Origin of the sequence: Promicromonospora iranensis (assembly GCF_028994805.1) — a bacterium.
Taxonomy (GTDB): Bacteria; Actinomycetota; Actinomycetes; order Actinomycetales; family Cellulomonadaceae; genus Promicromonospora; species Promicromonospora iranensis.
The window spans coordinates 156,958-183,819 of record NZ_JAJQQP010000010.1 but is presented as its reverse complement, the minus strand read 5'-3'; the positions used below and the strand labels follow the sequence as shown (position 1 = coordinate 183,819).

Annotated in this window: 21 protein-coding genes; 14 read left to right on the top strand and 7 right to left on the bottom strand. The window is 72.1% G+C overall.

Annotated elements, in window-relative coordinates:
• The first annotated feature begins 89 nt into the window (after window positions 1–89).
• The 5 genes from ettA to LUM46_RS18035 all read left to right on the top strand — a co-directional run bounded on the left by ettA (window position 90) and on the right by LUM46_RS18035 (window position 7,839).
• The gene (gene ettA / locus LUM46_RS18055) at window positions 90–1,772 is read left to right on the top strand and encodes an energy-dependent translational throttle protein EttA (RefSeq protein WP_274995706.1); all 1,683 of its coding nucleotides are present in this window, start codon (window positions 90–92) and stop codon (window positions 1,770–1,772) included.
• 196 nt (window positions 1,773–1,968) lie between these two features.
• Window positions 1,969–2,922, top strand: a complete 954-nt coding sequence (locus LUM46_RS18050; RefSeq protein WP_274995705.1) for a phosphotransferase — start codon at window positions 1,969–1,971, stop codon at window positions 2,920–2,922.
• Window positions 2,923–3,079: 157 nt separating this feature from the next.
• Window positions 3,080–3,967 (top strand): hypothetical protein, encoded by an 888-nt coding sequence (locus tag LUM46_RS18045; protein WP_274995703.1) that lies wholly within the window; start codon window positions 3,080–3,082, stop codon window positions 3,965–3,967.
• A 54-nt stretch (window positions 3,968–4,021) separates the two neighbouring features.
• Window positions 4,022–6,088, top strand: a complete 2,067-nt coding sequence (locus LUM46_RS18040) for a dynamin family protein (RefSeq protein ID WP_274995701.1) — start codon at window positions 4,022–4,024, stop codon at window positions 6,086–6,088.
• Entirely contained in the window at window positions 6,085–7,839 is a 1,755-nt protein-coding gene (locus LUM46_RS18035; RefSeq protein ID WP_274995699.1) for a GTPase, read from the top strand. Before LUM46_RS18040 ends, LUM46_RS18035 begins: the two co-directional genes overlap by 4 nt.
• A gap of 17 nt (window positions 7,840–7,856) precedes the next feature.
• Here LUM46_RS18035 and LUM46_RS18030 read toward each other — a convergent pair whose 3' ends face one another.
• Window positions 7,857–8,351 carry an acyl-CoA thioesterase gene (locus tag LUM46_RS18030; protein WP_274995697.1) on the bottom strand — a complete coding sequence of 165 codons (495 nt, stop codon included), beginning with the start codon at window positions 8,349–8,351 and terminating at the stop codon, window positions 7,857–7,859.
• A gap of 113 nt (window positions 8,352–8,464) precedes the next feature.
• Between LUM46_RS18030 and LUM46_RS18025 the strand changes: the two genes are divergently transcribed.
• Entirely contained in the window at window positions 8,465–9,115 is a 651-nt protein-coding gene (locus tag LUM46_RS18025; RefSeq protein WP_274995696.1) for a hypothetical protein, read from the top strand.
• On the opposite strand, the gene LUM46_RS18020 is transcribed toward LUM46_RS18025, so the two are convergent.
• Together LUM46_RS18020 and LUM46_RS18015 are read right to left on the bottom strand one after the other, a co-directional pair.
• The gene (locus LUM46_RS18020; protein WP_274995695.1) at window positions 9,112–10,071 is read right to left on the bottom strand and encodes an acyl-CoA thioesterase; all 960 of its coding nucleotides are present in this window, start codon (window positions 10,069–10,071) and stop codon (window positions 9,112–9,114) included. The genes LUM46_RS18025 and LUM46_RS18020 overlap by 4 nt on opposite strands.
• 29 nt (window positions 10,072–10,100) lie before the next feature.
• Window positions 10,101–10,493: a globin gene (locus LUM46_RS18015; RefSeq protein ID WP_374726938.1), complete on the bottom strand. Its 393-nt coding sequence runs from the start codon at window positions 10,491–10,493 to the stop codon at window positions 10,101–10,103.
• Between the two features lie 144 nt (window positions 10,494–10,637).
• Here LUM46_RS18015 and LUM46_RS18010 point away from each other — a divergent pair, with 144 nt between their 5' ends.
• From LUM46_RS18010 to malQ, 3 genes are all read left to right on the top strand, one after another.
• Window positions 10,638–10,871 carry a PTS sugar transporter subunit IIB gene (locus LUM46_RS18010; protein ID WP_274995691.1) on the top strand — a complete coding sequence of 78 codons (234 nt, stop codon included), beginning with the start codon at window positions 10,638–10,640 and terminating at the stop codon, window positions 10,869–10,871.
• Window positions 10,872–11,029: 158 nt separating this feature from the next.
• Window positions 11,030–12,061 carry a mechanosensitive ion channel family protein gene (locus LUM46_RS18005; protein WP_274995689.1) on the top strand — a complete coding sequence of 344 codons (1,032 nt, stop codon included), beginning with the start codon at window positions 11,030–11,032 and terminating at the stop codon, window positions 12,059–12,061.
• A gap of 152 nt (window positions 12,062–12,213) precedes the next feature.
• On the top strand, window positions 12,214–14,460 hold the full coding sequence (malQ, locus tag LUM46_RS18000; protein WP_274995869.1) for a 4-alpha-glucanotransferase: 2,247 nt from the start codon (window positions 12,214–12,216) through the stop codon (window positions 14,458–14,460).
• A gap of 130 nt (window positions 14,461–14,590) precedes the next feature.
• Here malQ and LUM46_RS17995 read toward each other — a convergent pair whose 3' ends face one another.
• Complete coding sequence (locus tag LUM46_RS17995; RefSeq protein ID WP_274995687.1) at window positions 14,591–15,589, bottom strand: hypothetical protein; 999 nt, start codon at window positions 15,587–15,589, stop codon at window positions 14,591–14,593.
• A gap of 208 nt (window positions 15,590–15,797) precedes the next feature.
• Here LUM46_RS17995 and pepN point away from each other — a divergent pair, with 208 nt between their 5' ends.
• Window positions 15,798–18,374 (top strand): aminopeptidase N, encoded by a 2,577-nt coding sequence (pepN, locus tag LUM46_RS17990; RefSeq protein ID WP_274995685.1) that lies wholly within the window; start codon window positions 15,798–15,800, stop codon window positions 18,372–18,374.
• Between the two features lie 74 nt (window positions 18,375–18,448).
• Here pepN and LUM46_RS17985 read toward each other — a convergent pair whose 3' ends face one another.
• Window positions 18,449–20,476: a M13 family metallopeptidase gene (locus LUM46_RS17985; protein ID WP_274995682.1), complete on the bottom strand. Its 2,028-nt coding sequence runs from the start codon at window positions 20,474–20,476 to the stop codon at window positions 18,449–18,451.
• A gap of 78 nt (window positions 20,477–20,554) precedes the next feature.
• On the opposite strand from LUM46_RS17985, the gene LUM46_RS17980 reads away from it, so the two are divergent.
• Window positions 20,555–21,007 carry a ribose-5-phosphate isomerase gene (locus LUM46_RS17980; protein ID WP_274995679.1) on the top strand — a complete coding sequence of 151 codons (453 nt, stop codon included), beginning with the start codon at window positions 20,555–20,557 and terminating at the stop codon, window positions 21,005–21,007.
• Window positions 21,000–22,043, top strand: a complete 1,044-nt coding sequence (locus LUM46_RS17975) for an Fpg/Nei family DNA glycosylase (protein WP_274995678.1) — start codon at window positions 21,000–21,002, stop codon at window positions 22,041–22,043. The genes LUM46_RS17980 and LUM46_RS17975 overlap by 8 nt, the downstream gene beginning before the upstream one ends.
• Window positions 22,044–22,080: 37 nt before the next feature.
• Here LUM46_RS17975 and LUM46_RS17970 read toward each other — a convergent pair whose 3' ends face one another.
• Window positions 22,081–23,397 carry a GNAT family N-acetyltransferase gene (locus LUM46_RS17970; protein ID WP_274995677.1) on the bottom strand — a complete coding sequence of 439 codons (1,317 nt, stop codon included), beginning with the start codon at window positions 23,395–23,397 and terminating at the stop codon, window positions 22,081–22,083.
• Window positions 23,398–23,485: 88 nt separating this feature from the next.
• Between LUM46_RS17970 and LUM46_RS17965 the strand changes: the two genes are divergently transcribed.
• Window positions 23,486–23,917 carry an MGMT family protein gene (locus LUM46_RS17965; protein WP_274995675.1) on the top strand — a complete coding sequence of 144 codons (432 nt, stop codon included), beginning with the start codon at window positions 23,486–23,488 and terminating at the stop codon, window positions 23,915–23,917.
• A 140-nt stretch (window positions 23,918–24,057) separates the two neighbouring features.
• A complete protein-coding gene (locus tag LUM46_RS17960) occupies window positions 24,058–25,641 on the top strand; it encodes a bifunctional metallophosphatase/5'-nucleotidase (RefSeq protein ID WP_274995674.1) in 1,584 nt (527 codons plus the stop codon).
• 79 nt (window positions 25,642–25,720) lie between these two features.
• Here the strand turns inward: LUM46_RS17960 and LUM46_RS17955 are convergent, their stop codons facing one another.
• Entirely contained in the window at window positions 25,721–26,833 is a 1,113-nt protein-coding gene (locus tag LUM46_RS17955; protein WP_274995673.1) for an LLM class F420-dependent oxidoreductase, read from the bottom strand.
• Window positions 26,834–26,862: the final 29 nt, after the last annotated feature.

The window sequence follows — 26,862 nt, the reverse complement described above, 5'->3', positions numbered from 1 at the left end:
GGAGAACCTCCGCGCAGGGATTGCCCGGCACCCGCTCCGCGTGAGCGCACCCGTCCGAAGTACCTTCTGTGAACGGTGGAACACAGGCAGTGGCTGAATACATCTACTCCATGTACAAGGCGCGCAAGGCGCACGGCGACAAGGTCATCCTCGATGACGTGTCGCTGAACTTCCTGCCGGGCGCCAAGATCGGCGTGGTCGGCCCGAACGGTGCCGGTAAGTCCACGATCCTCAAGATCATGGCCGGGCTGGACCAGCCGTCGAACGGCGAGGCGCGGCTCTCGCCGGGCTACACCGTGGGCATCCTGCTGCAGGAGCCGCCGTTGAACGAGGAGAAGACGGTCCTGGGCAACGTCCAGGAGGCGGTCGGCGAGATCCTCGCCAAGAAGGCGCGGTTCGACGAGATCTCCGCGCTCATGGCGGAGCCGGACGCGGACTTCGACGCCCTGCTGGCCGAGATGGGCACGCTGCAGGAGGAGATCGACGCCGCCGACGCGTGGGACCTCGACTCCCAGCTCGAGCAGGCGATGGACGCGCTGCGCTGCCCGCCGCCGGACGCCGACGTGTCGGTGCTCTCCGGTGGTGAGCGCCGTCGTGTCGCGCTCTGCAAGCTGCTCCTGGAGAAGCCTGACCTGCTGCTCCTCGACGAGCCCACCAACCACCTCGACGCCGAGTCCGTGCTGTGGCTCGAGCAGCACCTCGCGGGCTATGCCGGCGCGGTCCTCGCCGTGACGCACGACCGGTACTTCCTCGACCACGTCGCGGAGTGGATCTGCGAGATCGACCGCGGCCGGCTCTACCCCTACGAGGGCAACTACTCGACGTACCTCGAGAAGAAGCAGGCCCGCCTCGAGGTCCAGGGCAAGAAGGACGCCAAGCTCTCCAGGCGTCTCAAGGACGAGCTGGAGTGGGTGCGCTCGAACGCCAAGGGCCGCCAGACCAAGTCGAAGGCTCGTCTGGCCCGCTACGAGGAGATGGCGGCGGAGGCGGACCGCACCAGGAAGCTCGACTTCGAGGAGATCCAGATCCCTGCGGGGCCGCGACTCGGCTCCCTGGTGCTGGACGCCGAGAACCTGAAGAAGGGCTTCGACGACCGCGTCCTCATCGACGGCCTGTCGTTCACGCTCCCGCGGAACGGCATCGTCGGCGTCATCGGGCCGAACGGTGTCGGCAAGACCACGCTGTTCAAGACGATCGTGGGACTGGAGCCGCTCGACGGGGGCAACCTCAAGGTCGGCGAGACGGTCTCGATCTCGTACGTCGACCAGTCGCGTGGCGGCATCGACCCGAAGAAGACCCTCTGGGAGGTCGTGTCCGACGGGCTCGACTTCATCAAGGTCGGCAACGTCGAGATCCCGTCGCGCGCGTACGTCGCGTCGTTCGGGTTCAAGGGCCCGGACCAGCAGAAGCCGGCGGGCGTGCTCTCCGGTGGTGAGCGCAACCGCCTCAACCTGGCGCTGACGCTCAAGCAGGGCGGCAACCTGCTGCTGCTCGACGAGCCCACCAACGACCTCGACGTCGAGACCCTCGGCTCGCTGGAGAACGCCCTGCTGGAGTTCCCCGGCTGCGCCGTCGTGGTGTCTCACGACCGGTGGTTCCTCGACCGCGTGGTGACGCACATCCTCGCCTACGAGGGCACCGAGGAGAACCCGGGCAACTGGTACTGGTTCGAGGGCAACTTCGAGTCGTACGAGGCCAACAAGGTCGAGCGTCTCGGCGCCGACGCGGCACGCCCGCACCGGGTCACCTACCGCAAGCTGACCCGCGACTGACGACGAGCCCGAGGAAGTCGCGCGACACGTACCGCGACTGACCGCTGACGGTCGACGAGACTGACCGCTGTCGGTCGACGAGAAGAGGGCTGTGGTCGGCGTTCCAAACGCCGACCACAGCCCTCTTTCGTCGCGAAGGGATATGACTAAAAAGGTCATCCTTGCCGCATTGGGACATGTTCGACAAGATGCCGCAGTGAGCCCTGCCCTGCGTCCCGGGTGGCGTGACCTTCCGCCTCCGCTGCGAGACCGCATCACCCACCTGCTCGGCGCCCGCGTGATCGGCTCCAGGCATCCCGGCGACTCCGGAGTCCTGCCGGGTGCGCAGTTCCAGGTGCAGACGACGAAGGGCAACACCTTCGTCAAGGCGCTGGGCACGGAACAGCCCGGCCCGCTGAGCTTCCTGCGCCAGGAGATCGCGCTGTCGCCGCTGCTCCCCGAGGCCGCGCCCCACCCCGAGCTGCTGTGGTCGATCGACGAGGTGCTGCCCAACCTCGGCACCTGGGTGGCCATCGGCTACTCGATGCGTGCCAAGGTGCGGCCGATCGACCTCTCGTGGCCGGAGGAGGACGTCGCCGCCCTGATCCGGGTGGTGCGCTCGATCGGTGAGATCGAGGCCCCCGACGACCCGATGTTCCTGCCCGAGGAGAAGGCGTTCCCGACGAACTCGTGGGAGATCCTCGCGGACACGCGACCCGCCGGGCTCGCGAATCACTCGCCGTGGCTGATGCACCGGCTGGAAGGGCTCGCGGAGATCGCCTCGCACGCACCCGACGCGATAGCGGGCACGAGCCTCCAGCACGGCACGCTCCGCGTGCAGAACGTCCTGCTCCCCGCGGCGCCCGGCGAGAAGCCGCTGGTCGCCGACTGGATCCGGGGCAGCGTCGGAGCTCCGTACCTCGACCTGGTGTCGATGCTGGTGCACGTCCGGACCAGCGACGGACCGCCGCCCGAGGCGACGCTGCGCCGGTACGGCGTGCCGCCCGGCACGGAGCCGGACGCCGTGACCTGTTGGATAGCGGTGCTCGCCGGCCACTACGTGAAGTCGTCGATGGAGCCCCCGCCGGCCGGCATGCCCGAGCTGCGTTCCTACCAGCACCGGCTGGCCCGCACCGCGGTCTCCTGGCTCCAGACCCGGCTCGGTTTCTGACGACGTTCCCGGCGAAACTGCAGGTGGCGCACCACGAATGTGGTGCACGCACCGCCGTTTGTGGTTTGCAGGGTGAACTTCTCTTGGGCAAACTCCGGCCATGAGTGCTGTCCGGCGGCCGGCGTGGTCCGATCTTCCCCCCTCTGTCCGTTCCCGTGTGAGCGAGACCATGGGGGGACGGGTGATCGGCTCCGCTCCGATGAGCGGGACCGAGCCGGCCGGGACGCTGGAGGTGCTGCAGACGGCCTCCGGACGGTCGATCGTGCGTGCCGTCGGGCCGGAGGCGCCGCTGACGCAGGACCGGATGGCCGCCGAGGCGGCCTCCGTGGCCACCCTGCCTGACGACGTCCCGATGCTCCCGCGCGAGTGGTTCGTCGACGAGGTGCTGCCGGGCGCCGGGCGGTGGGTGGTGCTCGGCTACCGCAACGAGCCCATCCGCCCGCCGCACGACCCGTGGGACGAGGCGGACCTCGCCGCGGCCGTCGAGCTCGCCATCCAGATCGGCTCCAGCGAGGCCCCGCCGGACCTGCCCGACACGCTCGACCTGATCGACAGCCAGGCCTGGGCCACCATCGCCGCCATGCGACCGCCAGGGCTCTCGGCCTTCACACCGTGGCTGTCCGACAAGATCGAGCACCTCGCCGAGATCGCGAGCTATGCCGACGAGGCCATGTCCGGCAAGAACCTCGTCCACGGCGCCCTGAGCCGCGAGTCGATACTCATCACCGACCACGGGTGGGACGCGACCAGCGCCCACGCCGTCGACTGGTTCATGCCCTCCCGCGGTGCGTCATATCTCGACGTCGTGCTGCTGCTGCCGCACCTCCGGGTCGACGGTGCCCCGCCGCCCGAGGTGGTCATGGACCGGCACCCGCTGCCCGACGTCGATCCCGAGGCGCTCACCTGCGCGGTGACGGTCACCGCCGGCGCACTCGTGCTCGAGTCGATGCGGCCGCCCCAGCCGGGCCTGCCGCACGGCCGCGCCGTGCAGCGCGAGGTGGCGCACGCGGCCCTCGAGTGGCTGCGTACCCGCCTCGGCGGCTGACATATTTGCCGCACGATCGCGCCTGACCAGCGTGTCTGCGGCAGACTGTGCGGCATGACCGATCAGCCCGACGACTCCGCTGCACCTGGCGCACCGGACCGCGCGGCTGCCTCCGAGCCGGCGGCAGCCGCCGAGCCGAGGACTGCCTCCGGGTCCGCGGTGGTGCCCACTGACGCGACCGGCGACGCGACCGGCGACAGCTCCGGCCTGGTCGGCGCGCTGGAGGTCCTACGAGCCCGGCTGGGCGCGCTGCGGCTGCCGCTGGAGACGTCGGGCGTGGAGACGGCGCGCACGGACCAGCGTCGCGCCACCGACCAGCTCGACGACTACCTGCTGCCCCGGCTGCGTGCCCAGAAGGCGCCGCTCCTCGTGGTGGTCGGTGGGTCGACGGGCGCGGGCAAGTCGACCCTCGTGAACTCGGTGCTGGGCGAGATGGTGACCCAGCCGGGCGTGCTGCGGCCCACGACGAAGGCACCGGTGCTGGTGCACCACCCGCTGGACGCGCGCTGGTTCTCCACGGACCGGGTGCTGCCGGGGATGGCCCGCCTGACGACGTCCGGCGCGGCGGGGACCGCACCGCCGTCCGACGGCGGGACGCCGTCCGAGCCCAGCCGCACCCTGCGCCTCGTGCCGAGCGATGCGCTGCCGAAGGGCCTGGCCCTGCTGGACGCTCCGGACATCGACTCGGTGGACACGGTCAACCGGGACCTCGCGGCGCAGCTGCTCGGGGCGGCCGACCTGTGGCTGTTCGTCACGACGTCGGCGCGGTACGCGGACGCGGTGCCGTGGGACCTGCTGCTGCAGGCCGCGGGGCGCAAGGCGCAGGTGGCGATGGTGCTGGACCGCGTGGACCCGGGCGCCGAGGCCACCGCCGACGACCTGCGGGACATGATGGTGGAGCAGGGCCTGGCCGAGAGCGCGCTCTTCGTCATTCCCGAGGCCGAGCTGGTGGACGGGATGCTGCCCGAGGAGGCGGTCTCGGACGTGTCGCGCTGGCTCACCGGGCTCGGCGGCGACGCGGAAGCGCGCGGGCGGGTCATCGCGGCGACCCGCGACGGCGTCGTCGACTCCCTCGTGGAGCGGGCGGCGGCCCTGGCCGATGCCGCGGACGAGCAGCAGGCCGCCGACGTCCGGCTGCGCCACGCGGTGGACCGCGCCTACGCGGACGCGGTGGCTCACGTGGCGGCGGCGACGTCGGACGGTGCGCTGCTGCGGGGCGAGGTGCTCGCCCGCTGGCAGGACTTCGTGGGTACCGGCGAGTTCTTCCGCGCGATCGAGGAGGGCATCGGCCGGTTCCGGGACGCCGTGGCCGGATTCTTCCGCGGCAAGCCGAAGGAGGCGCCCCAGGTCGAGCAGGCCATCGCCCACGGCCTGGAGTCCGTGGTGCTCGACGCCGCCGAGGACGCCGCCGAACGGTCCTACCAGGCGTGGCGGGGCGACGCTGCCGGTGCGGCGCTCCTGGAGGGTCTGGAGCTGTCGCGGACGCCGGCGGCGCTCCGCGCCGAGGTGGCCGGCCAGATCCGCGGCTGGCAGGGCGACGTCCTGGAGCTCGTGCGGGAGCAGGGCGCGGCCAAGCGTGGCACCGCCCGGGTCCTCTCGCTGGGTGTGAACGGCCTCGGCGTGGCCCTGATGATCTTCGTGTTCGCCTCGACGGGCGGGCTCACCGGCATCGAGGTCGGGATCGCGGGCGGGTCGGCGGTCCTGGCCCAGCGCCTGCTGGAGGCGGTGTTCGGGGAGGACGCCGTGCGGGGCCTGGCCATGCAGGCCCGTGACCGGCTGCGTGCCCGCATCCAGGCGGTCATGGACGGGCAGGCGGCCCGGTACACGGCGCAGCTGGACGCCCTGGGTTCGGCGGAGTCGGGCGGAGCCGGCCTGCGCTCGGCGGCCGCCGCCGTCGCGTCGGCCGCCTCGGCGGAGCGTCGTGGCCGGGCCCGTGCCGCCGACGTCGGCCCGGACACCGGTACCGGGACGGTCACCGAGGACCTCACCGAGGGCCGGGGCCTGCGCGGCGTCCGGGCCCGGCCGGCGGGCGGCAACCTCGCGAAGGGCCGCAGCGACATCCCCGAGGAGCCGGCCCGGAAGGGCTTCTGGAAGCGCCTGTTCGGAGAGGGCGACCGATGAGCCGGCTCGACCTGGCCGACCGGACCACTGCCCTCGAGACGGCCGTCGAGGCCGCGGAGGGCCGCATCGAGCCGGCCCTGCTGGACGAGGCGCGCGCCGTCGCGACCCGGGCGCGGGAGCGGGGCGGGCTGTCCGCGGAGCACACCGTGGTGGCACTGGCGGGCGCGACGGGATCGGGCAAGTCGTCGGTGCTGAACGCCGTGGCCGGCGTCGCGATCGCGCAGCCGGGCGTGCGGCGTCCGACGACGTCGCACCCGATGGCCGCGGTCTGGGGCGAGGGTGCGGACCCGCTCCTGGACTGGCTGGAGGTCGGGCGGCGCCACCAGGTGGGCGCGCCGACCGCGGAGGGTGAGCCGTCACCGCCGCCGGTCGAACCCGGGCCGTCACGCCGCCGGACACCGGTGGGGGACACCACGGGGCTCGTGCTGCTGGACCTGCCCGACCACGACTCGGTGGTGACCGAGCACCGGATGCGGGCCGAGCGGCTGGTGCAGCGCGCGGACCTGCTGGTCTGGGTGGTCGACCCGCAGAAGTACGCGGACGCCGCGCTGCACGAGGGCTTCCTGCGTCCGCTCGCGGGGCGGGCGGAGGTGGTGGTCGTCGCGCTCAACCAGGCGGACCGCCTCACCCCGGATGAGACGTCGGCGATGCTGGCCGACCTCAAGCGCCTGGTGGCGCAGGACGGTCTGGAGGGTGCGCGTGTGCTCGCCGTGTCGGCCAGGACGGGCCAGGGCATGGACGACCTCCAGGGCCTGCTGGCGAAGGCGGCGGCCAAGCGGGAGGCGGCGACCGCCCGGCTCGCCGCGGACGAGCGGGCGGTGGCACAGAAGATCGTCGACGAGTGCGGCACGCCGCCGCCGTCGCGCCTGGGGAACCAGGCCAAGGGCGAGCTCGTGGCGGCGCTCGAGGCGGCGGCGGGCGTGCCGACGGTGGTCGACGCCGTCCGGGCCTCCGCCCGCCGGGACGCGCGCGCGGCGACCGGCTGGCCGCTCACCCGCTGGGTCGGGCGGCTGCGCAAGGACCCGCTGCGGCGGCTCGGGCTGCGGACCACGGACCGGGAGCACCGGGCGCCGTCGGGCCGCGACGACCTGGTCCGCACGTCGCTGCCGACGGCCCGGCCCGCCGTGCGGTCGGCAGCTGCGTCAGCCGTGCGGCGCTACGTCGAGGAGGTGACGCGCGGTGCCGCGGACCCCTGGGTCCTGGCGGCCCGCGCACGCGGGCAGGCAGGGATCGAGGCGCTCCCTGACGCGCTCGACCAGGCGGTGGCGACCACCCGGGTGGAGGCGTCCCGGCGCCCGGTGTGGTGGTCCCTGGTCAACGTGGTCCAGTGGACCCTGATCACCGTCGTGGCAGCGGGTCTGCTGTGGCTGCTGGTCCTGTTCGGGTTCGCGTACCTGCAGCTCCCGCCGCTGCCGACGCCGGTGCTCACCCTGCCGACCTGGTCGGGGGACAGCGGCGTCGTGTTCCCCGGGGGGCCGGAGTCCGGCGCGGACGACGGGCCCGGCGTCGACCCCTTCCGGATTCCCTGGCCCACGCTCATGGTGCTGGGCGGGCTGGCGCTCGGCCTGCTGCTCGCCCTGGTCTGCCGGGTGTTCGGCGCGCTCGGCGCCCGCCGCCGGGCGATGGGCGCCCGACGGCGGCTGCGGCAGTCGGTCGGCACGGTCGCGGACAAGCTGGTGCGTGCGCCCGTCGGGGAGGAGCTCTCCCAGCTCGCGAGCTGTCGGACGGCGGCGACGGTCGCCGCAAGCTGACCCCACCCTGCGCGCGCTCAGCGGCGGAACGTGACCGGGTCTTCCTCGAAGGGCTTCCACGCCAGCCGCTCGCCCTCCGTGAGTCTCCGGGGCCGGTTCGTGGCGGCGTCGACGAACACGAGGGTGGTCGTGGCGCGCGCATAGGGCTTGCCGCCCGACGTCGGACCCGTCTTCGCCATGCCGGCGACGCCGTCGTGCACCTCGTAGCAGACCTCGGCGCTCGCGCCGCCGATCCGGCCGAGCCACATCTCGACGCGCACCGGTGTGCGGGTGAACAGCAGCGGCCGCAGGTACTCGATGCGCTGGCCGGCCACGAGGGTGTGCGAGTCGGCGTCGGGGCCGGTGGGGACCACCGCCGTCGGCCAGGCCTCGCCCTCCGGGGCTTCGGGGTGCAGCCAGAAGGCGGTGATCCGGGCGTCCTCCAGCAGGCGGAACATCGCCACGTTGTTGACGTGCGCATAGGCGTCGAGGTCGGACCAGCGCAGCGTGACGGGGACATGGAGGCGTGTCATGGTGCTCATTTTCCTCCACGCGAAACGCCCCGTGGTCCGGCCGTGGACGGAGTGGTTTTCAGCCTGTCCGAATTGGTAGATTCATCCCCCTTGGCTTCGCCCCGGAGGAACAGTTGGATCTGCCCAGGCACCACGTCGACCCGGTCACGCTGCACGAGGTGTTCGACGACGTCCCCGCCGCCCAGGCGTACCGCGCCGAGCTGGCGCGTCGCCCGGACCGTGACACGCCGGACGTCCTCGCCGTACGGGTGCCGCTCACCCGTGCGCTCGCGGTCGAGGCGGACGACCCCGAGCGCGAGCTGGCCGAGGCCGAGCGGCTCGGGTGGCTCGCCGTCCGGATGAACGGTGGGCCGGGCGACGACGCGGCGGCCGCGCACTCGAACGCCTCCGACGTGCCCCTCGGCGCCGTCCCGTCGCTGTTGCGGCTGGCTCACGTGCTGCAGTGGCGGCACCGCTTCTCGGAGGCGGACCTGCTGTTCGGCCTGGCGCTGGAGGCGGCGCACTACTACGGGGAGCACGCCGCGAGCATCGAGCACGCGCACCGGCTCGAGTACCTCGCGCTGCAGCACTGGGGCACGTGCCGGTACGACCAGGCGCTCGAGGTGCACGCCGACCAGGCACGGCCCTTCCTCGGCGAGGCCCTGGCCCTGTTCGAGCGGGCCCTGGAGCTGCGGGTCGAGGCGGGTGCCGGATCGGAACAGGTAGCTGTCACCCGCCAGGCGGTCCGGGCGGCCCGTGACCGCCTGGCGGAGCTCGGCGCCTAGGCAGGCAGCCGGATCATGCCTTCCTGGCCCGCCGAGGCGACGAGGGCGCCGTCCTGCGTGTAGACCTTCGCGGTGCCCAGGGCACGGCCGCCCTGGGCCGTGGGCGAGGTCTGGACGAACAGCATCCACTCGTCGACCCGGACGTCGCGGTGCCACCACATGCCGTGGTCGAGGCTGGCCATCGGCACCGAGGCGCCGACGTCCTGCCACGACCTGCCGGCGGCCCGCAGCGCGGGTTCGAGCATGAGCTGGTCGCACGCGAAGGCCAGCAGGGCGCGGTGCATCGCCTGGTCCTTGTTCTCCAGCGGGCGGCGCGTGCGCATCCAGACCATCTGGGTGGCGGGCGGCGTACCGCCGTCGGCCACCGCGGTATCCGGGCGCAGGTACAGCGAGCCGCCCACGTGCCGCAGCTCGAAGGCCGAGTCGGTCCAGAACTGGGCCCGGACCGCTACCCCCTCCGGCAGGCTGGAGAGCTCGTCGAAGGCCGAGCGGACCTCGTCGGGCGGCGGGACGTCGTCGGGCATCGGCATCGCGTGCTCGTAGCCGGGCTGGTCGTCCTGGAACGACGCGATCATCGACAGGATCGGCTTGCCGAACTGGATGGCGTGGGTGCGACGGGCGCTGAACGAGCGCCCGTCACGGAGCCGCTCGACGGCGAAGTCGATGGGCTCCTCGACGCGGCCCTCGCGCAGGAAGTAGCCGTGCAGCGAGTGGATCAGGCGGCCGTCCGGGACCGTGCGGTCGGCAGCGAGGATGGCCTGCGCCAGCACCTGGCCGCCGTAGGCGCGATTGGCGGGGCCGGGCATGCTGTCGCCGCGCAGCACGTCCTCCTCGCCGCGCGGGCCCCAGCCCTCGAGGTGCCGCAGGTCGAGCACCTGCAGCAGGCGGTCGAGGGCGTCGGGCTGGCGGTCCGGCGCGGTGCCGCCGGAGGTCGGGTCAGGGGTGGTGGCGTCCACGAACGGGCGTCTCCTCGTCGTTCCTCTGGTCAGTCTTCGAACGTGTTGATCATGCTGAAGGCGGCGCGCTCCAGGTAGTCCCACAGCTGCGACTCGTGGATCGGCGCGAGGCCGAGCGAGTCGACGGCGGTCCGCATGTGCGCGAGCCAGCGGTCGCGGGCGTCGGGATTGACCTTGAACGGCATGTGTCGCATGCGCAGGCGCGGGTGACCGCGCTGCGCCGAGTAGGTGGTGGGGCCGCCCCAGTACTGCTCGAGGAACATCGTCAGACGCTCCTTGGCCGGTCCCAGGTCCTCCTCGGGATACATGGGACGCAGCACCGGGTCGTGGGCGACGCCGTCGTAGAACGCGTCGACGAGACGCACGAACGTGTCGTGGCCGCCCACGGCGTCGAAGAAGGATTCCTGTGTCACGTCCGTCATCCTGCCACTGGACGGTGACAGCACGATGACGGCGGTGTGAAACGCGGTCTCTTGTGACCGAGTCGACAGTCGCGGGGGCCAAACGCTTGCCAGCACCGCTAGGCTGGTCGTAGACCTGCAGCGACGCACGGTGGGAGTTGAGACATGACCAAGGCTGACCAGATCCTTGCGGCACTCGGAGGGACCTCGAACGTCGTCGAGCTGGAGCCGTGCATCACTCGGCTCCGAGTAGAGGTGAGCGATCCGTCCCTCGTGGACGAGCCGGGGCTGAAGTCCTCCGGCGCGTTCGGCGTGGTCCGGTCCGGCCGGGTGGTCCAGGTGATCGTCGGGCCCGAGGCGGACAGCCTCGCGGCGGAGCTCGACACGCTCAGGGTGTGACGGCACGGGCCCGGGCGTACCCGGGCCCGTGACCGGCCTCACGATCGGGCTGCCGCACGCGCCCGTGAGGCGAACGCCCTGTGAAAATCGCGCAGTAGTCCCTCGCACGCGGCCGGAGATGTCCGATCCGACATCCCGACCCGAGTAGGTTGGCAGGCGTGTTCGAGTCTCTTGCTGCCACCGTCTTCGACAGCGCCGAGGACTTCTGGTCCTGGTTCCTGGACAAGCCCCTCACGGTGATCCTGACCGTCGTGATCGGCATGGTCACGATCTACGTCCTGCGTCGCGTCATCACCTCTCTCACCGAGCGCATCGCCATCGGCCAGAAGCCGCGGGTGGTGGAGAACGTCGCCGACCCGGTCGGTACCACCACGGGTGCCACCCCTGCCCTCGGCGGGAGCGGCAAACGGCGCCGCAAGAACATGCTCATGTCGCCGCAGGCCCTGGCCGACGCCCTGAACGTGACCAACCCCCGGGCGGCCGAACGGCGCGCCCAGCGCGCGCGGACCGTCGGCTCGGTGCTCAACTCGTCGGTCAACATCGTGGTGGGCGCCATCATGGTGCTGTACGTCCTCCAGACCATCGGGCTGAACATCGCGCCGCTGCTGGCCACCGCGGGCGTGGCGGGCGTCGCCATCGGCTTCGGCGCGCAGAGCCTGGTCAAGGACTTCCTCTCGGGCATCTTCCTCCTGATCGAGGACCAGTTCGGGGTGGGTGACATCGTGGACCTCGGCGGCGGCGTGGTCGGCACGGTGGAGGCGATGGGCCTGCGGCTCACCCAGGTGCGCGCCTTCGACGGCACCCTCTGGTACGTCCGCAACGGCGAGATCCTGCGCGCCGGGAACAGCACCCAGGAGTGGAGCCGCGCGGTGGCCTCGGTGCAGGTCCCGCTCGGGACCGACGTCGACGTCGTCCGCGCCGCGCTGGGCCGCGCCGTCGACCGCGTGAAGAACGACCCCGAGATCGCCGACAGCCTCCTGGAGACGCCCTCGGTACGGGGCGTCGACGCGGTGGACACCCTGGGCCTGACCTTCACGCTGCACGCGCAGGTGCGCCCCGCGCAGCAGTGGCTCGTCGCCAGGTCGCTCCGCGTGGCGGCGCACGCGGCCCTGCTGGACGCCGGCGTCGTCCTGGCCTCGTCGACGGTGCCGTACGACGAGGCCGCGCAGGACCAGGCCGGGTCCGCCTGACCTCCGGACGAGCGTCCGCGCCGTCGGTCCAGCCGTCGGCCGCTCCGGCGGGCCGGGCCAGGCTCTGATGCTGTCAATTCGTCGGACACGCCCACGTTGCGCCCGGTGAGCGCAGGTTGATGGCAAGATCTTTCCTTGTGACCGACGAACCGATGCCCGGGCCTGCCGGAGACGGCTCCACCGTGCCTCCGGAGCTGACCGAGCTGGCTGCCGCCCTCGGCGTGCAGTGCGAGTACACCGACCACGACGGCCGCCTGCAGCAGGTCAGCGTGTCGACGGTCGTCGCGGTGCTGGAGGCGCTCGACGTACCGGCGTCGACGCCGGGCGCCGTCGCGGCGAGCCTGGACCGGGTCCGCGACGACGAGTGGCGCTCGATGCTGCCGCCCACCGTCGTGACGCGGGAGGGCCGGGAGGTGCAGGTCCCGGTGCACGTCGCGGAGGGCGCGGACGTCACGGCGTGGATCGAGCTCGAGCAGTCCGAGCAGCCCGTGGTGCCCGCGAGTGCCACTCCCTGGCGCGTGACGGCGCCGCAGGCGACCGCTACCGGCTCGTTCGCCGTGGTGCGCGGCCCCCGGGTCCAGCTGCGGCAGGCCGACGTCTACGCCGAGCCCCGCACCGTGGACAGCCGCAAGGTCGCGCGGGCCACGTTCACGGTCCCGGCCGACCTGCCGCTCGGCTGGCACACGCTGCACGCCGAGTCGGGCGGGCAGACGGCGCGGACCCCGCTCGTGGTCACCCCCGAGCGGCTGGAGCTGCGCAAGAAGGTGGCCCGCAAGCAGGCCTGGGGCTTCATGGTCCAGCTCTACTCCGTGCGGTCCAAGGACTCCTGGGGCATGGGCGACCTCGCGGACCTGGGCGACCTCGCCTGGCAGACGGCGCACAACGGCGGGGCGGACTTCGTCGGGATCAACCCCCTGCACGCCACCGAGCCGGTGCTGCCGGTGACACCGAGCCCCTACCTGCCGACGTCGCGGCGGTTCATGTCGCCGCTGTACATCCGCGTCGAGGACATTCGTGAGACGGCGTATCTCTCCGCGGCCGACCGGTCGCTCGTGGAATGGGCGGGCGAGCCCGTCCGGGAGCTGTCCGAGGACTCCGGGCCGATCGACCGGGACGCCATCTGGGAGGCCAAGAAGGCCGCGCTGGAGGTCGTCTGGACGGCGAAGCGGTCGGCCGCCCGGCAGACGGCGTTCGACGAGTTCGTGCTGGAGCAGGGCAAGGGCCTGGTCGACTTCGCGACATGGTGCGCCATCACGGAGCACCTCGACGGCCGCGACTGGCCGCCGGAGCTCGCCGACCCGTCGTCGTCCGCGGTGACCACGCTGCGCAACGCGCTCTCGGAGCGGGTCCAGTTCTACTGCTGGCTCCAGTGGGTCGCCGACGAGCAGCTCCGCGCCGCGCACCGGGCCGGGCTCGACGCCGGCATGCGGCTCGGCCTGCTCAAGGACCTCGCGGTGGGCTCGGCCTCGCACGGCGCCGACGCCTGGGCCGACGCCGGGGTGCTCGCCCAGGGCGTCTCCGTCGGTGCTCCGCCGGACATGTACAACCAGCAGGGCCAGAACTGGTCCCAGCCGCCGTGGCACCCGCGGGCTCTCGCGAAGGCGGGCTACGCGCCCTACCGCGAGATGCTGCGCACGGTGCTGCGGCACTGCGGCGCGCTGCGCATCGACCACATCCTCGGGCTCTTCCGCCTGTGGTGGATCCCGGGCGGAGCGCGCGCCTCGGCCGGTGCGTACGTCACCTACGACCACGAGGCGCTGATCGGCATCCTGTGCCTGGAGGCGCAGCGCGCCGGGGTGACCGTCATCGGCGAGGACCTGGGCACCTTCGAGCCGTGGATCCGCGACTACCTGGAGGAGCGCGGCATCTTCGGCACCTCCGTGCTGCTCTTCGAGCGCGACGCCGCCGGCGCCCCCGTCGAGCCGGAGGCCTACCGCAGGGCGGCGTTGGCGACGGTGACCACCCACGACCTGCCGCCGACCGCCGGGTACCTGGCCGGCGAGCACGTGGACCTGCGCGAGCGGCTCGGCCTGCTCACCGAGGAGCCGACGGTGCTGCGGGGGCAAGCGCGCGCGGAGCGGGAGTCGCTCGTGGAGGCGCTGTCCCGCCGCGGGCTGACGACCTTCGACCCGTCCGAGCGCGAGCTGGTCGAGGGCCTGCACCGCTTCCTCAAGGACACGCCGGCCGCGCTGGTCGGGGTGTACCTGACCGACGCGGTGGGGGAGCGGCGTGCCCAGAACCAGCCCGGGACGGACACCGAGTACCCGAACTGGAAGGTCCCGCTGGCGGACTCAGCGGGCACCGTGGTGCTGCTCGAGGACCTGTTCGGCAACGCGCGTCTGCGGTCGCTCGTGGGCGTGATGAACGAGGAGGAGCCGGAGGTCGATCCGCCGAGGTAGTCGTCTGGCGAGGTAGTCGGCAAGACAGTGCTGTGGCGCACCCCGGGCGGGGTGCGCCACAGCACTGTTCTCGCGGTCTGGCCTGTTCGTTGCCTGCTTCGGCGGTGTCGCCTCGGCCTCGGGAGACCGGTCAGGCGGAGCCGATGCCCGCGCGAGCGATCGAGAAGCCGCTGCCGCTCTCGTCGGCGACGCACTTCATGCCGCTCTGGTCGCTGAGGCAGGTGAAGCCGTGCGCCTTCTTCTGCGCCCCGTACTCGAGGATCGCGATGTCCCCGCCCGCCTTCTTGGGCTGGTTCTTCTTGTCGACGCACGGCTGGGTCACGTTGCCGCTCGGGTCGACCTTCGCCACGTAGCCGGAGGCGCCGTCGCAGGTGGCGTCCGGTGCCGGCTTCTGGTTGAGCTGCGCGATGCCGCACGTGGCAGCGTCCGCCGAGATCGTGCACGTGATGTTCAGCGAGGGTGCGGCGAACGTCTCGACGCCGGCACCACCGCCGGTCTCCAGACCCTCCTCGGGCTCCGGCGACGCCGGCTGCTCCGCGGCCGGCGTGCCGCTGCTCTCCTGGGTGTCGTCGGGCTGGCCCAGCAGGTTCACCGCGAACACGATCGCGGCGATGACGAGCACCACGTCCAGGGCGATGAAGGCGATCCAGCCCGGGCTGAGCTTCTTGCGCTCGCGCGGGGGCTCGGGCGGGTAGCCGCCGCCCGGCTGCGCGGCGTAGACCGGCTGACCATACTGGTCGTAGCCCTGCGGCGGGTAAGGCTGCGGCGGGTACTGACCGCCCTGCGGCGCCTGCTGCGCGTAGGCCTGGGGCTGTGCGTAGCCCTGCTGGTACGGCTGCTGGTACTGCTGCTGGTACGGCTCGGTGTAGTACTGCGGGTCTCCGCCGCCGTTGTGCACGGACTGGACCACGGGGGCACCTGGCGCGGCGGGCGCCGGGGTGACGGCCTGCGAGAACTGGTTCGCGGGCGAGATGGCGGGCGGTTTGCGGGTTGCCGCGGAAACACGCTGCACCGGTGCCTGCTGGGCGGGCGTGGGTGCGGTGGGCGGGTGCTGCTCCTGGGGCGACGCACCCGGGTCCTCGTCGGGCCAACCGCCTGGCGGCGGTGGCGGCGGCACTGTGCCGGACATCAGGCGACTCCCTCAGCTCAAATCGGTCGGTCGGGCGACCGCGGTCGATCGTACACAAAGGCGTTACTCGCTGTTACTCCTGCGTGGCATGATCGACGAGTCGTCGCAGGTAGTTCACAGACCGGACGACAAGCCAACCGAAAAGGCGCGCCCAACGGACGCGCGGGGCGCCAACCGGCGCCCACGAGAAGACAGACGTGGAGGGCCTGTGCCCGGAGAGAACCTGACCCGCGCCGAGGCGGTCGAACGCGCCGGCGTCGTATCGGTCGAGTCGTACGAGATCGCGCTGGACCTGACCACCGGTCCCGAGACTTTCGCGTCCGCCACGACTGTGCGCTTCACCGCTACGGAGGGCGCCTCGACCTTTGTCGACCTGGTCGCCCCGTCGGTGCGATCGGTGGTGCTGAACGGCCGCGAGCTGGACCCGGCCGCCGTGTTCGCCGACTCGCGCATCACCCTGGACGGGCTCGCCGCCGACAACGAGCTCGTCGTCGTCGCCGACTGCGGCTACACGAACACGGGCGAAGGCCTGCACCGCTTCGTCGACCCGGTGGACGGCGAGGTGTACCTCTACACGCAGTTCGAGGTGCCCGACGCCCGACGCGTGTTCGCCTGCTTCGAGCAGCCGGACCTCAAGGCCACCTTCCAGTTCACCGTCACCGCGCCCGCGGCGTGGCAGGTCGTGAGCAACGAGCCGACGCCGGAGCCGGTGCCGGTCCCGGCCCGCGCGTCCGACGGCTCCGAGGGCTCCGAGGGCGACGTCGCCATCTGGAGCTTCGAGCCCACCGGCCGTATCTCGACGTACATCACGGCGCTCGTGGCCGGCCCGTACGCCGTGGTCCGCTCGTCGCTGACGTCGTCGGACGGCCGGGAGATCCCGCTCGGCGCGTTCTGCCGCAAGTCGCTGTCCGCGCACTTCGACGCCGACTACATCTTCGAGAAGACCCGGCAGGGCTTCGAGTTCTACGAGTCGACGTTCGGTGTGCCGTACCCGTTCACCAAGTACGACCAGCTGTTCGTGCCCGAGTACAACATGGGCGCCATGGAGAACGCGGGCTGCGTGACCTTCACGGAGTCGTACGTGTTCCGCTCCAAGGTGACCGACGCCGTGCGCGAGCGCCGGGTCGTCACGATCCTGCACGAGCTGGCCCACATGTGGTTCGGCGACCTGGTCACCATGAAGTGGTGGAACGACCTGTGGCTGAACGAGTCGTTCGCGGAGTACGTCTCCACGCTCGCCACGGCCGAGGCCACGGAGTGGGAGGCTGCCTGGACCACGTTCTCCGCGATGGAGAAGTCGTGGGCCTACAAGCAGGACCAGCTGCCGTCCACGCACCCGATCGTCGCCGAGATCAAGGACCTCGAGGACGTCCAGGTCAACTTCGACGGCATCACCTACGCCAAGGGTGCGTCCGTGCTCAAGCAGCTCGTGGCCTGGGTGGGTCGTGAGGCGTTCATCTCGGGCGTCTCGGCGTACTTCGGCAAGCACGCGTGGGGCAACACCGAGCTGCCGGACCTGCTGACCGAGCTGGAGGCGACCAGCGGCCGCGACCTCAAGGCCTGGTCGAAGCTCTGGCTGGAGACGGCGGGCGTGAACACGCTGCGCCCGGTCATCGAGACGGACAGCCACGGCCGCATCATGTCGTTCGTCGTCGAGCAGACGGCGCCCGCCGAGTGGCGCACGATCCGCCCGCACCGCCTCGGCATCGGCTTCTACAGCCTGTCCGACGCCGGTGAGCTCGTGCGCACCCACTTCGTCGAGGTCGACGTCGACGGGCCGAGGACGGACGTGAAGGAGCTCGTCGAGCTCGACCGCCCGGCGCTCGTGCTGCTCAACGACGAGGACCTCGCCTACGCGAAGATCCGCCTCGACGCCTCGTCGCTGCGTGTTGCCCTGGAGCACCTGGCCGACATCGCGGACCCGCTGGCCCGCTCCCTCGTGTGGGGCTCGGTCTGGGACTCGGTGCGTGACGGCGAGGTCCCGGCCTCGGAGTACGTGCGCCTGGTGCTCGGGGGCATCGCCCGCGAGACGGAGTCGACGACGCTTCGGACCACGCTCAACCAGATGGTGCTGGCGGCCAAGCAGTACGTGGCGCCGTCGGCCCGGACGGCGACGCTCGCCGAGGTGGGCGACACGCTCTGGGCGCTCGTGGGCGAGGCCGAGGCCGGCTCCGACACCCAGTTCCAGCTGGTCAAGTTCTTCGCGCACGTGGCGTCCACGCCGGCGCACGTGGAGACGCTGTCCGGGCTGCTCGACGGCTCGGTCGGCCTCGACGGGCTGACCCTCGACACCGACCTCCGGTGGGAGCTCCTGGAAGGCCTCGTGCTCAACGGGGCTGCGGGCGACCAGGAGATCGACGAGATGCTCGCGGCCGACAACACCGCCACCGGCCGCCAGGCAGCTGCGCGCGCACGGGCCGCGAAGCCGACGGTCGAGGGCAAGCTGGCCGCGTTGTCGTCCGTGGTGGACGCCGACGTGCCGAACGCGATCATCCGGAACACGGGCCTCGGGTTCGTGCACGTGAACGACCCGGCCGCGCTGGCCGACGTCGTGCAGCCGTACCTGGACGCCGTGCTCAAGGTGTGGAACGAGCGGAGCTACCACATCGCCGAGGAGGTCATCGAGGGCTTCTACCCGGCGCCGCTGGCGTCGGCGGAGCTGCGGGACGCGACGGCGGCGTGGCTGGACACGAACGCCGAGGCGCCCCCGGCCCTCCGCCGCCTGGTCGTGGAGTCCCTGGCAGGCACGGACCGAGCCCTGAAGGCCCAGTCCACGGACGCCTGACCTCCGGTTGAGTGCTGGGTATTTGTGGGATCGGACGCTCTGATCCCACAAATACCCAGCACTCAACGACGGGGTTACCAGATTCGGACGCGCTCCTCCGGGGGGAGGTACAGGGCGTCGCCGGGCTGCACGTCGTACGTCGTGTAGAACTCGTCCACGTTGCGCACGACGCCGTTGCAGCGGAACTCGTTGGGGGAGTGCGGATCCGTCGCGAGACGGCGCAGCACCTCCTCGTCGCGGCCCTTGGACTGCCACACCTGTGCCCAGCCGAGGAAGATCCGCTCCAGGGCGGTCAGGCCGTCGATGACCGGTGCCTCCTCCAGGGGCTTGCCGAGCGCGAGCCGGTACGCCTTGATCGCGATCGACAGCCCACCGAGGTCACCGATGTTCTCGCCGATCGTGAGACCGCCGTTGACGTGCGCGTCCTCGACACCCTCGCCGTCGGACCCCGCGCCACTGGACCCCGCGCCAGCGGCCGCCACGAGCTGCGCCGGGCGGAACTGGTCGTACTGCGCGATGAGCGCGCTCGTGCGCTTCTCGAACTCGGTGCGGTCGGCGTCGGTCCACCAGTCCTCGAGGCGGCCGTCGCCGTCGTACTTGGAGCCCTGGTCGTCGAAGCCGTGCCCGATCTCGTGCCCGATGACGCCGCCGATGCCGCCGAAGTTCACGGCGTCGTCGGCCTCGGGGTCGAAGAACGGGGGCTGCAGGATCGCCGCCGGGAACACGATCTCGTTCATGCCCGGGTTGTAGTAGGCGTTGACGGTCTGCGGCGTCATGAACCACTCGTCGCGGTCGAGCGGCCTGCCGATCTTCGCCAGCTCGTAGTCCTGGTCGAACGCGTTGGACCGCCGGACGTTGCCCACGAGGTCCGTCGCGTCCACCTCGAGCCCGGAGTAGTCGCGCCACTTCACGGGGTACCCGACCTTGGGAGTGAACTTCTCCAGCTTGGTCAGGGCCTTGGCCTTGGTCTCGTCGGTCATCCAGTCGAGACCCTGGATCGAGTCGCGGTAGGCCACCACGAGGGCGTCCACGAGGCGGTCCATCCTGGCCTTGTTCGCCGGCGGGAAGTGCCGCGCGACGTACTCGGCTCCGACTGCCTCGCCGAGCGCGCCCTCGACGAGTGCTACGCCACGCTTCCAGCGCTCGCGCACCTCCTGGGCACCGGTGAGGGTGCGGCCGTAGAAGTCGAAGTTGGTCTCGACGATCTGGTCCGTCAGGTACGGGGCCCGGGCGCTGATCACGTGGTACGTCATCCAGAGCTGCCAGTCCAGCACCGACAGCTCGCGCCACAGGGCGGCGAACCCGGTCGCGTAGCCGGGCTCGCGCACGACGAGGTGGTCGAAGGCGCCTTCGGGCACGCCGAGGGCCTCGGCCCAGGCCGCCCAGTCGAAGCCGGGCGCCGACTCGACGAGGTCGGCGAGCGTCATCGGGTTGTACGTGAGGGTGGCGTCGCGGTCGCGCACCACGTCCCAGTGGTGCGCGGCGAGCCGCTTCTCGAGGTCGAAGACCCGGCTGGCGGCGTCGTCGCAGGAGATGCCCCACGTCTCGTGGACCTTCGCGAAGCGCAGCATCCGGGACACGTGCGGCCGGTACTTCTTGCGGATCGGCGCGTACTGCTCCTCGCGGTAGTACGCCTCGTCGGGCAGGCCGAGCCCGGACTGCCGCAGGTAGACGACGTACTTCTCCGGGTCGGTGGCGTCGTTGTCGACCCAGAAGCGGACGCCGGCCGTGCCGCCCGTCCGCTGCAGCGTGCCCAGTGCGCGCGTCAGGGCCGCCATGTCGTGGGCGTCCCGGATCAGGGCGAAGTCCTCGTCCAGGGGCGCGGTGCCGAGGGCGGCGATGCGCTCCGTGTCCACGAAGCTCGCGTACAGGTCGCCGATCTTGGAACCGGTCGGCGCGTCCTGGATGATCTCCCGGACGTGCACCTCTGCCGTGTCGTAGAGCTCTCGGAACGCGCCGTCCATGGCGCGGTCGGCGGGGATCTCGTGGCTGTCGATCCACCGCCCGTTGACGTGGCGGTACAGGTCGTCCTGCGGTCGGGTTGCGGGGTCGAGCGCGTCGAGGTCGATGCCCGACGTGAGACCCGTGGCGTCGGTGGTCATTGCGCCAGCGTACGCAACCTTCGCATCCCGGTTCTTGCGCTGCGCGACCCACCTCCAGGATGGGGAAGAATGGGCACCATGCGCCTGCACATCGCCGCCGACCACGCCGGGTACGACCTCAAGCAGCACCTGGTGCAGTTTCTCACCACTGCCGGGCACGAGGTGGTCGACCACGGAGCCCACGAGCTCGACCCCCTGGACGACTACCCCGCCTTCTGCATCTCCGCCGGTGAGGCCGTCGTCGCCGAGCCGGGCTCGCTCGGCATCGTGATCGGCGGCTCCGGCAACGGGGAGCAGATCGCCGCCAACAAGGTGGCCGGCGTCCGCGCCGTCCTCGCGTGGTCGCTGGAGACCGCCAGGCTGGGCCGCCAGCACAACGACGCGAACGTGATCGCCGTGGGTGGCCGCATGCACTCGGCGGAGGAGGCGACGTCCTTCGTCGAGGCCTTCGTGGCCGAGCCGTTCAGCGGCGACGAGCGGCACCAGCGCCGCATCGACCAGCTCGCCGACTACGAAGCAAAGCGTGCCTGAGGGGAACGTCGTCCACCGCCTCGCGCGGACGTTCGGCTCGCTCTACGGCGGGCAGGTCCTGCGACTGAGCAGCCCGCAGGGGCGGTTCGCCGACGGCGCCGCCGTGCTCTCGGGGCGCCGCCTGATGGCGAGCGAGGCGTGGGGCAAGCAGCTGTTCCTGGGGTTCGTGCCTGCCGATGTGTCAGACGATCAGGTCGACGGAGCGGCCTCCGGGCCTGACCTCCTCTGGCTCCGTGTGCACCTCGGGCTGTACGGCGCGTGGACGTTCGCAGGCTCCTCGGACGCGCCCGAGGTGGCGCACGCGATCGGCGCGCCGCGCAAGCGGATCGGCGAACGGGAGACGACGCCGCCGGTCGGCGGGTCGGTCGGGAGTCAGGGCTCGACAAGCTCGACCAGCGGCGGCGAATGGCTCCCGCCGGAGCCGCGCGGGCAGGTCCGCGTGCGCCTGCTCGGCGACCACGCCGTCGCGGATCTCAACGGCCCCACGGCCTGCGAGGTGATCACCACCGAGGAGAAGACGACGGTCCAGGCGCGCCTCGGCCCCGACCCCATCCGGGACGACGCCGACGTCGACACCTTCATCGCCGCGGTCGGCCGATCGAGAGTCACGATCGCGCAGCTGCTCATGGATCAATCGGTCATCTCCGGGGCGGGGAACATCTACCGCGCCGAGGTGCTGTACCGGGTTGGCGTGGACCCGTTGCGACCTGGCCGCGACGTGCCCGCCGCGGTGGTTCGCGCGATCTGGGACGACCTCGTGGACCTCATGCGCGAGGGCGTCGAGCGGGGAGCGATCGTCACCACGCGCCCGGAGCACCGCGAGCTCGGGGGGACCCTTCCGGCAGAGGACCAGCCTCGGGTGAGGCGGGGTCGTACGCGGCAGAACGCTGACGGAGATCCCGGCGCCGTGCCTTCGGAGCAGGCGTTCTACGTCTACCACCGGGCCGGCCTGCCGTGCCGGATCTGCGGCACGCCAGTGCTGATCAAGGAGCTGGCCGGCCGCAACCTGTTCTGGTGCCCCACCTGCCAGACCTGACCCGGCACCGCAATGTCCCTGTCGGGGTGTGGGTGGGTCAGAAGACCCAGGACGATCCGGGCGCGACCGGCCAGCCGAACGCCGTGCTCGCGCGGGCGAGCGCGCTCGTCTGCTGTCCCTGACGGCGGTGCTCGGTGACGAGGCCCGCGGCCGCCAGTGCCGCGAGCGACGTGCCGCCGAGGTAGGCGGCGCCCAGCTCGCGCACGTCGAGCGACAGCTCAGGGGCCTCGAACTCCGGGTCGACGCGCTCCACCGACGCCGGCCCGAAGGCCTCCGCCCGGAGCCGGTAGACACCCGCGTTCGCGGGCAGCCGGGCGTCGGTGACCTTGATCGTCACGTCGACGTCGGCCGCGTACCGGCGCCCGGCGAGCGCCGCGGCGACGTCGACCAGCCGGACCCAGAGGTTGTCCGGGGTGCGGGGTGCTGCGGCGCGCAGGTTCACGAGGAGCTGCGTGACGACGTCGTCGACGGGCAGGGTGAACGGTGTGACCTCGTTCGTCAGGTCGAGGTCGAGCAGCGCGCCCCACAGGGCGCGGGCGGCGGCGGCGTCGACCGCGACGACCTCACCGGCGTCGACCCGCCCGCGCGGGCCCGTGGGCTCCCAGGCCAGGGAGCGGCGGAACGTCACGTAGCCGCGGGGCTCGCCGTCGAGCTCGACGATCATGATGCGCCGGGACTCGCGGCCGCCGCGGTGCGCGGGGGAGTCGTCCCAGAGCACGGCCTGCAGCTCCTCGGTCTCGCGTGTCACCCAGCCGGGCCGGTTGATCCCCGGTACGCCGGTCGGTGCGGCGCCGGCCGCGCGGTGCAGGCGGTCCACGAGCACGCCGTGCCGCTCCCGGGCAGCGATCTCGACCCGGACCGTGTGCCGCTCCGCGCCCGGCACGTCCCGCAGGGCCGCGCCGCGCGGGATGTCCAGACGCAGGTCGTCGGCGGCGTGGCCGTAGCCGAACCGGCCGTAGATCGCGGCCTCGGCGGCGAACAGGGCGCTCAGCGGTTCGCCACGCTCGGAGGAGCGTGTGAGGTGCAGGTCGATCATCGCCGTCAGCAGACCGCGCCGACGGTGCTGGGGGTGTACGCCCACCCAGGTCAGGCCCGCCGTCGGCAGCTCTGCCCCGGGCACGGGGAAGTGTCCGAACGGGTACGACGCGTGCATCGCCACCAGGCCCTCGGACCCGTCCGCCTCGATCGCGATCGCGCGGTCCCAGGTCAGTGGTGACGGCGCGGCATCGAGGTCGTCGTGGGAGGTCCCCGACGGGAACGCCCAGGTGTCCAGCTCGGTCACGAGGCGGCGGTCGGCGGGCGTCAGCGTGCGCCAGCGGTAGCCCGCGGGCAGGGCGATCTGGGGGAGTGCCATGATGCGATCGTCGCACCCGCCGCAAGCACATTCCCGTGCACGGCCACGGGCTGATCGCGTTCAGCCGGCTCCGTCTACGATCGCACCCGTGACCGACTCGCCGCCCGGAACCCCGCTCACCGACGTCGAGGAGTACGCCGCCGCCGTGCTCGACGTCGTCCGGCGCATCCCGTCCGGCCGCGCCATGACCTACGGGCTGATCGCGGAGATCGTGGGCGAGCGGCTCGGCCGCGGCGGGCCACGTCAGGTCGGGAGCGTCATGGCCGGTTCCGGGGACCGTTACGCGCACCTGGTCCCGGACGACGACGCCGACCTCGACGGCGCCGACCCGTATGGCGACCGCGTCCCGTGGTGGCGCGTCGTCAACGCCGCCGGCTCCCCGCCGCAGCACCACCTGACCGAGGCGCTGGATGCTCTGCGCGCCGAGGGCTGCCCGCTGTCCCGGGACGGACGCCGCGTGAACCTGCGCCGGGCGGTCTGGTTCCCCGAGGACGAGCCGCCGGGCCCGGCCGACGCCTGAGCGGTTTCTCGGGCGGAGCCGCCGTGCCGCGAGTCACCCGCGGCCGGAGTCACCCATCGTTCACGCCCGGGGAACCGTGCCGTTCACGGCCGCCCGCTAGCGTGCCGAGCCGAATCGGATCCGCCGTCGGAGGTACTGCCATGCACCGCCCCCTCACCCGCATCACCAGGGCTCTCGGAACCCTGCTGCTCGTGTCCGGCCTGGCCGCGTCGGGCCTGCCGCCCGCCGCCGCGGACCCCGCCGCGGACCCCGCCGCGGACCCTGCCGCGGACCAGGCCGCCGGCTCAGCTGCTGATCGCGCCAAGCACTCCGCGACGCTCCTGTACTTCCACGACGCGCACGAGATCGGCCCGGTGGTGACCGGTGGGCAGGACCGTGGCGGGGTCGCCCGGCTGGCCACCGCGGTGCGTACCGTCGAGGAGCAGAACCCGGCGACCGCCGTCGTCTTCGGCGGCGACCTCGCAGGCGGCACGCTCTTCGGCGGCCTGTACAAGGGCGTGCCGATGGTCGAGGCGCTCAACGACGTCGGCGTCGACCTGGCGAACTTCGGGCAGCACGACTTCGACTTCGGCGTCGACCACGCGCGCGAGCTCGTCGCGGCGTCCGACTTCCCGTGGATCACGTCGAACCTGACCACGCCCGACGGGACACCCTTCGTCGAGGGCGGCACCTGGGCCGTGCAGCGGGTGGGCAAGGTCCGCGTCGGGTTCGTCGGTCTCACGGACGCGATCGAGACGACGTCGGCTGCCGGGGACCTCGTCGAGGGCGACCCGATAGCTGCGGCACGCGCCGCCGTCGCCGACCTGAAGGAGTACGCGAAGGCCGACGTCGTCGTGGCCGTCACGCAGTACCCCATGGCCGAGAACCACCAGCTGGTGCGGGCCGTCCCGGAGCTGGACGCCGTGTTCGGCGAGGAGATGGCCGAGTACGACTCCGTGATCGAGTACGAGGGCGACGTGCCGCTCATGGCGTCCGAGGGGAACATCGGCTCGCTGATCCGCCTGGACATCACCAAGCGGCGCGGCGAGCACGCGGTGACACCGTCGGTGATCGAGGTGGACCACACGGTTGCGCCGGACCCCGCGCTGCGTGAGGTCGAGGAGCGCTACGCGGCCGAGATGGACGAGCGGCTGTCCGAGGTGCTCGCCGACGTGCGGACGTCGCTGCTGAACCCGGGCCAGGTCAGCCGGTCCCAGGAGACGGCGCTGGGCAACTTCGTCGCCGACGCGTTCCGTGAGCGGCACGGGGCCGACGTCGGCTGGGTGAACGGCGGCGGGCTGCGGGCCGAGGCGCCGGGGCCCGACTTCACGCTCCGCGACGCCTACTCGATCGCCCCGTTCGCCAACCGGGTGCTGAACGTGCGGGTCAGCGGCGCGGGCCTGCGGCAGTCGCTCGAGGACGCGGTCTCCCGTGTGCAGGACGCCGGCGGGGGCTTCCCGCAGGTCTCCGGCATGGCGTACGCCTACGCGCCGAGCGCCGCGGTCGGCTCGCGCGTGCGCGAGGTCAGCATCGGCGGCGCACCGCTCGACCCGGACGCCACGTACACGGTCGCTGTGACCGCGTACGTGGCCGGGGGCGGCGACGGCGTCAGCGGGTTCGCCGACGCCGAGGTGCTCGTGCCGATCGGGGACGCCCCGGTCGACGCCGAGGTGATCGCGGACCACGCCCGCACCCTCGCCACGATCAACGTCGCGACGGAGGGCCGCATCACCCTCCTGCCGTAAACCCTCGTTGAGTGCTGGCTATTTGTTGGTTCGAGAGCCCTGAACGCACAAATACCCAGCACTCAACGGGGCGCGCGGGTCAGATCTTTTTAGGGGCTACGCGGGAGAGCAGCGCACCCGTCGTCGAGCGGACCCGGCCGCCGAGCGACGAGTCCTGCGACGCCGACAGCAGCGCCAGCATCGATGCCGGGTCACCCTGGACGAGCATGGTCGTGATCGCCGTGCGCTCCCAGGTCGGCAGCTCGCGGCGGATCTTGTCGATCGGCCCGACCAACGCGATCTCCTCCACGAGCTGCGTCGGGACCGCCGCGGCCGCCTCCTCCTTGCGCCCGGCGAGGTACAGCTCCTGCACCTTGTCGAGCGGCTCCTGGTAGCCGAGCCGGTCGAGCGACTGCTTGTGGAAGTTCGCCTCCTTGGTGCCCATCCCGCCCGCGTAGAGGGCGATGTGGGGGCGGATGACGTCGGCGGCGGCCTCGACGTCGTCCCGCACGACGACGGGGACCGTGGCCGCGACCTCGAACCCGTCGGCCGGCGAACGTTCCTCCGCGCGGACGTCGAAGCCCTCGGCGAGCAGCGCGCGGAACTCGTCGTCCATGCGGGGCGCGTAGAAGCCGGCCATCCAGCCGTCGGCGATCTCGGCGGCGAGAGCCACGTTCTTGGGGCCCTGCGCGGCGAGCACGATGGGGATCTCCGGCCGGAACGGGTGCACCGTCGGCTTGAGCGCCTTGCCCAGACCCATCGCGCCGGGTGCCTCGGCGGGCAGCGGCAGCTGGTAGAAGGAACCGTCGTGGGTCACCGGCGCCTCGCGGCGCATGACCTGCCGCACGATGTCGACGTACTCGCGCGTGCGGGCCAGCGGCCGCTTGTACGGCTGGCCGTACCAGCCCTCGACGACCTGCGGCCCGGAGGCACCGAGCCCGAGCACGAACCGGCCCTTGGACAGGTGGTCCATCGTGAGCGCCTGCATGGCGGTCGCCGTCGGCGTGCGGGCCGACAGCTGGGCGATGCCCGTGCCCAGCCGCACGTTCCTGGTGCGGGAGCCCCACCAGGCCAGCGGCGAGAAGGCGTCGGAGCCGTAGGCCTCGGCCGTCCAGACCGAGTCGAGGCCGAGCCGGTCGGCGGCCACGATGAACTGCTGGATGCCCTTCGGGGGCCTGCGGGACCAGTAACCGGTCTGGAATCCGATGCGCATGGGAGTCACCTCGTCGTGTCAACGTCTTA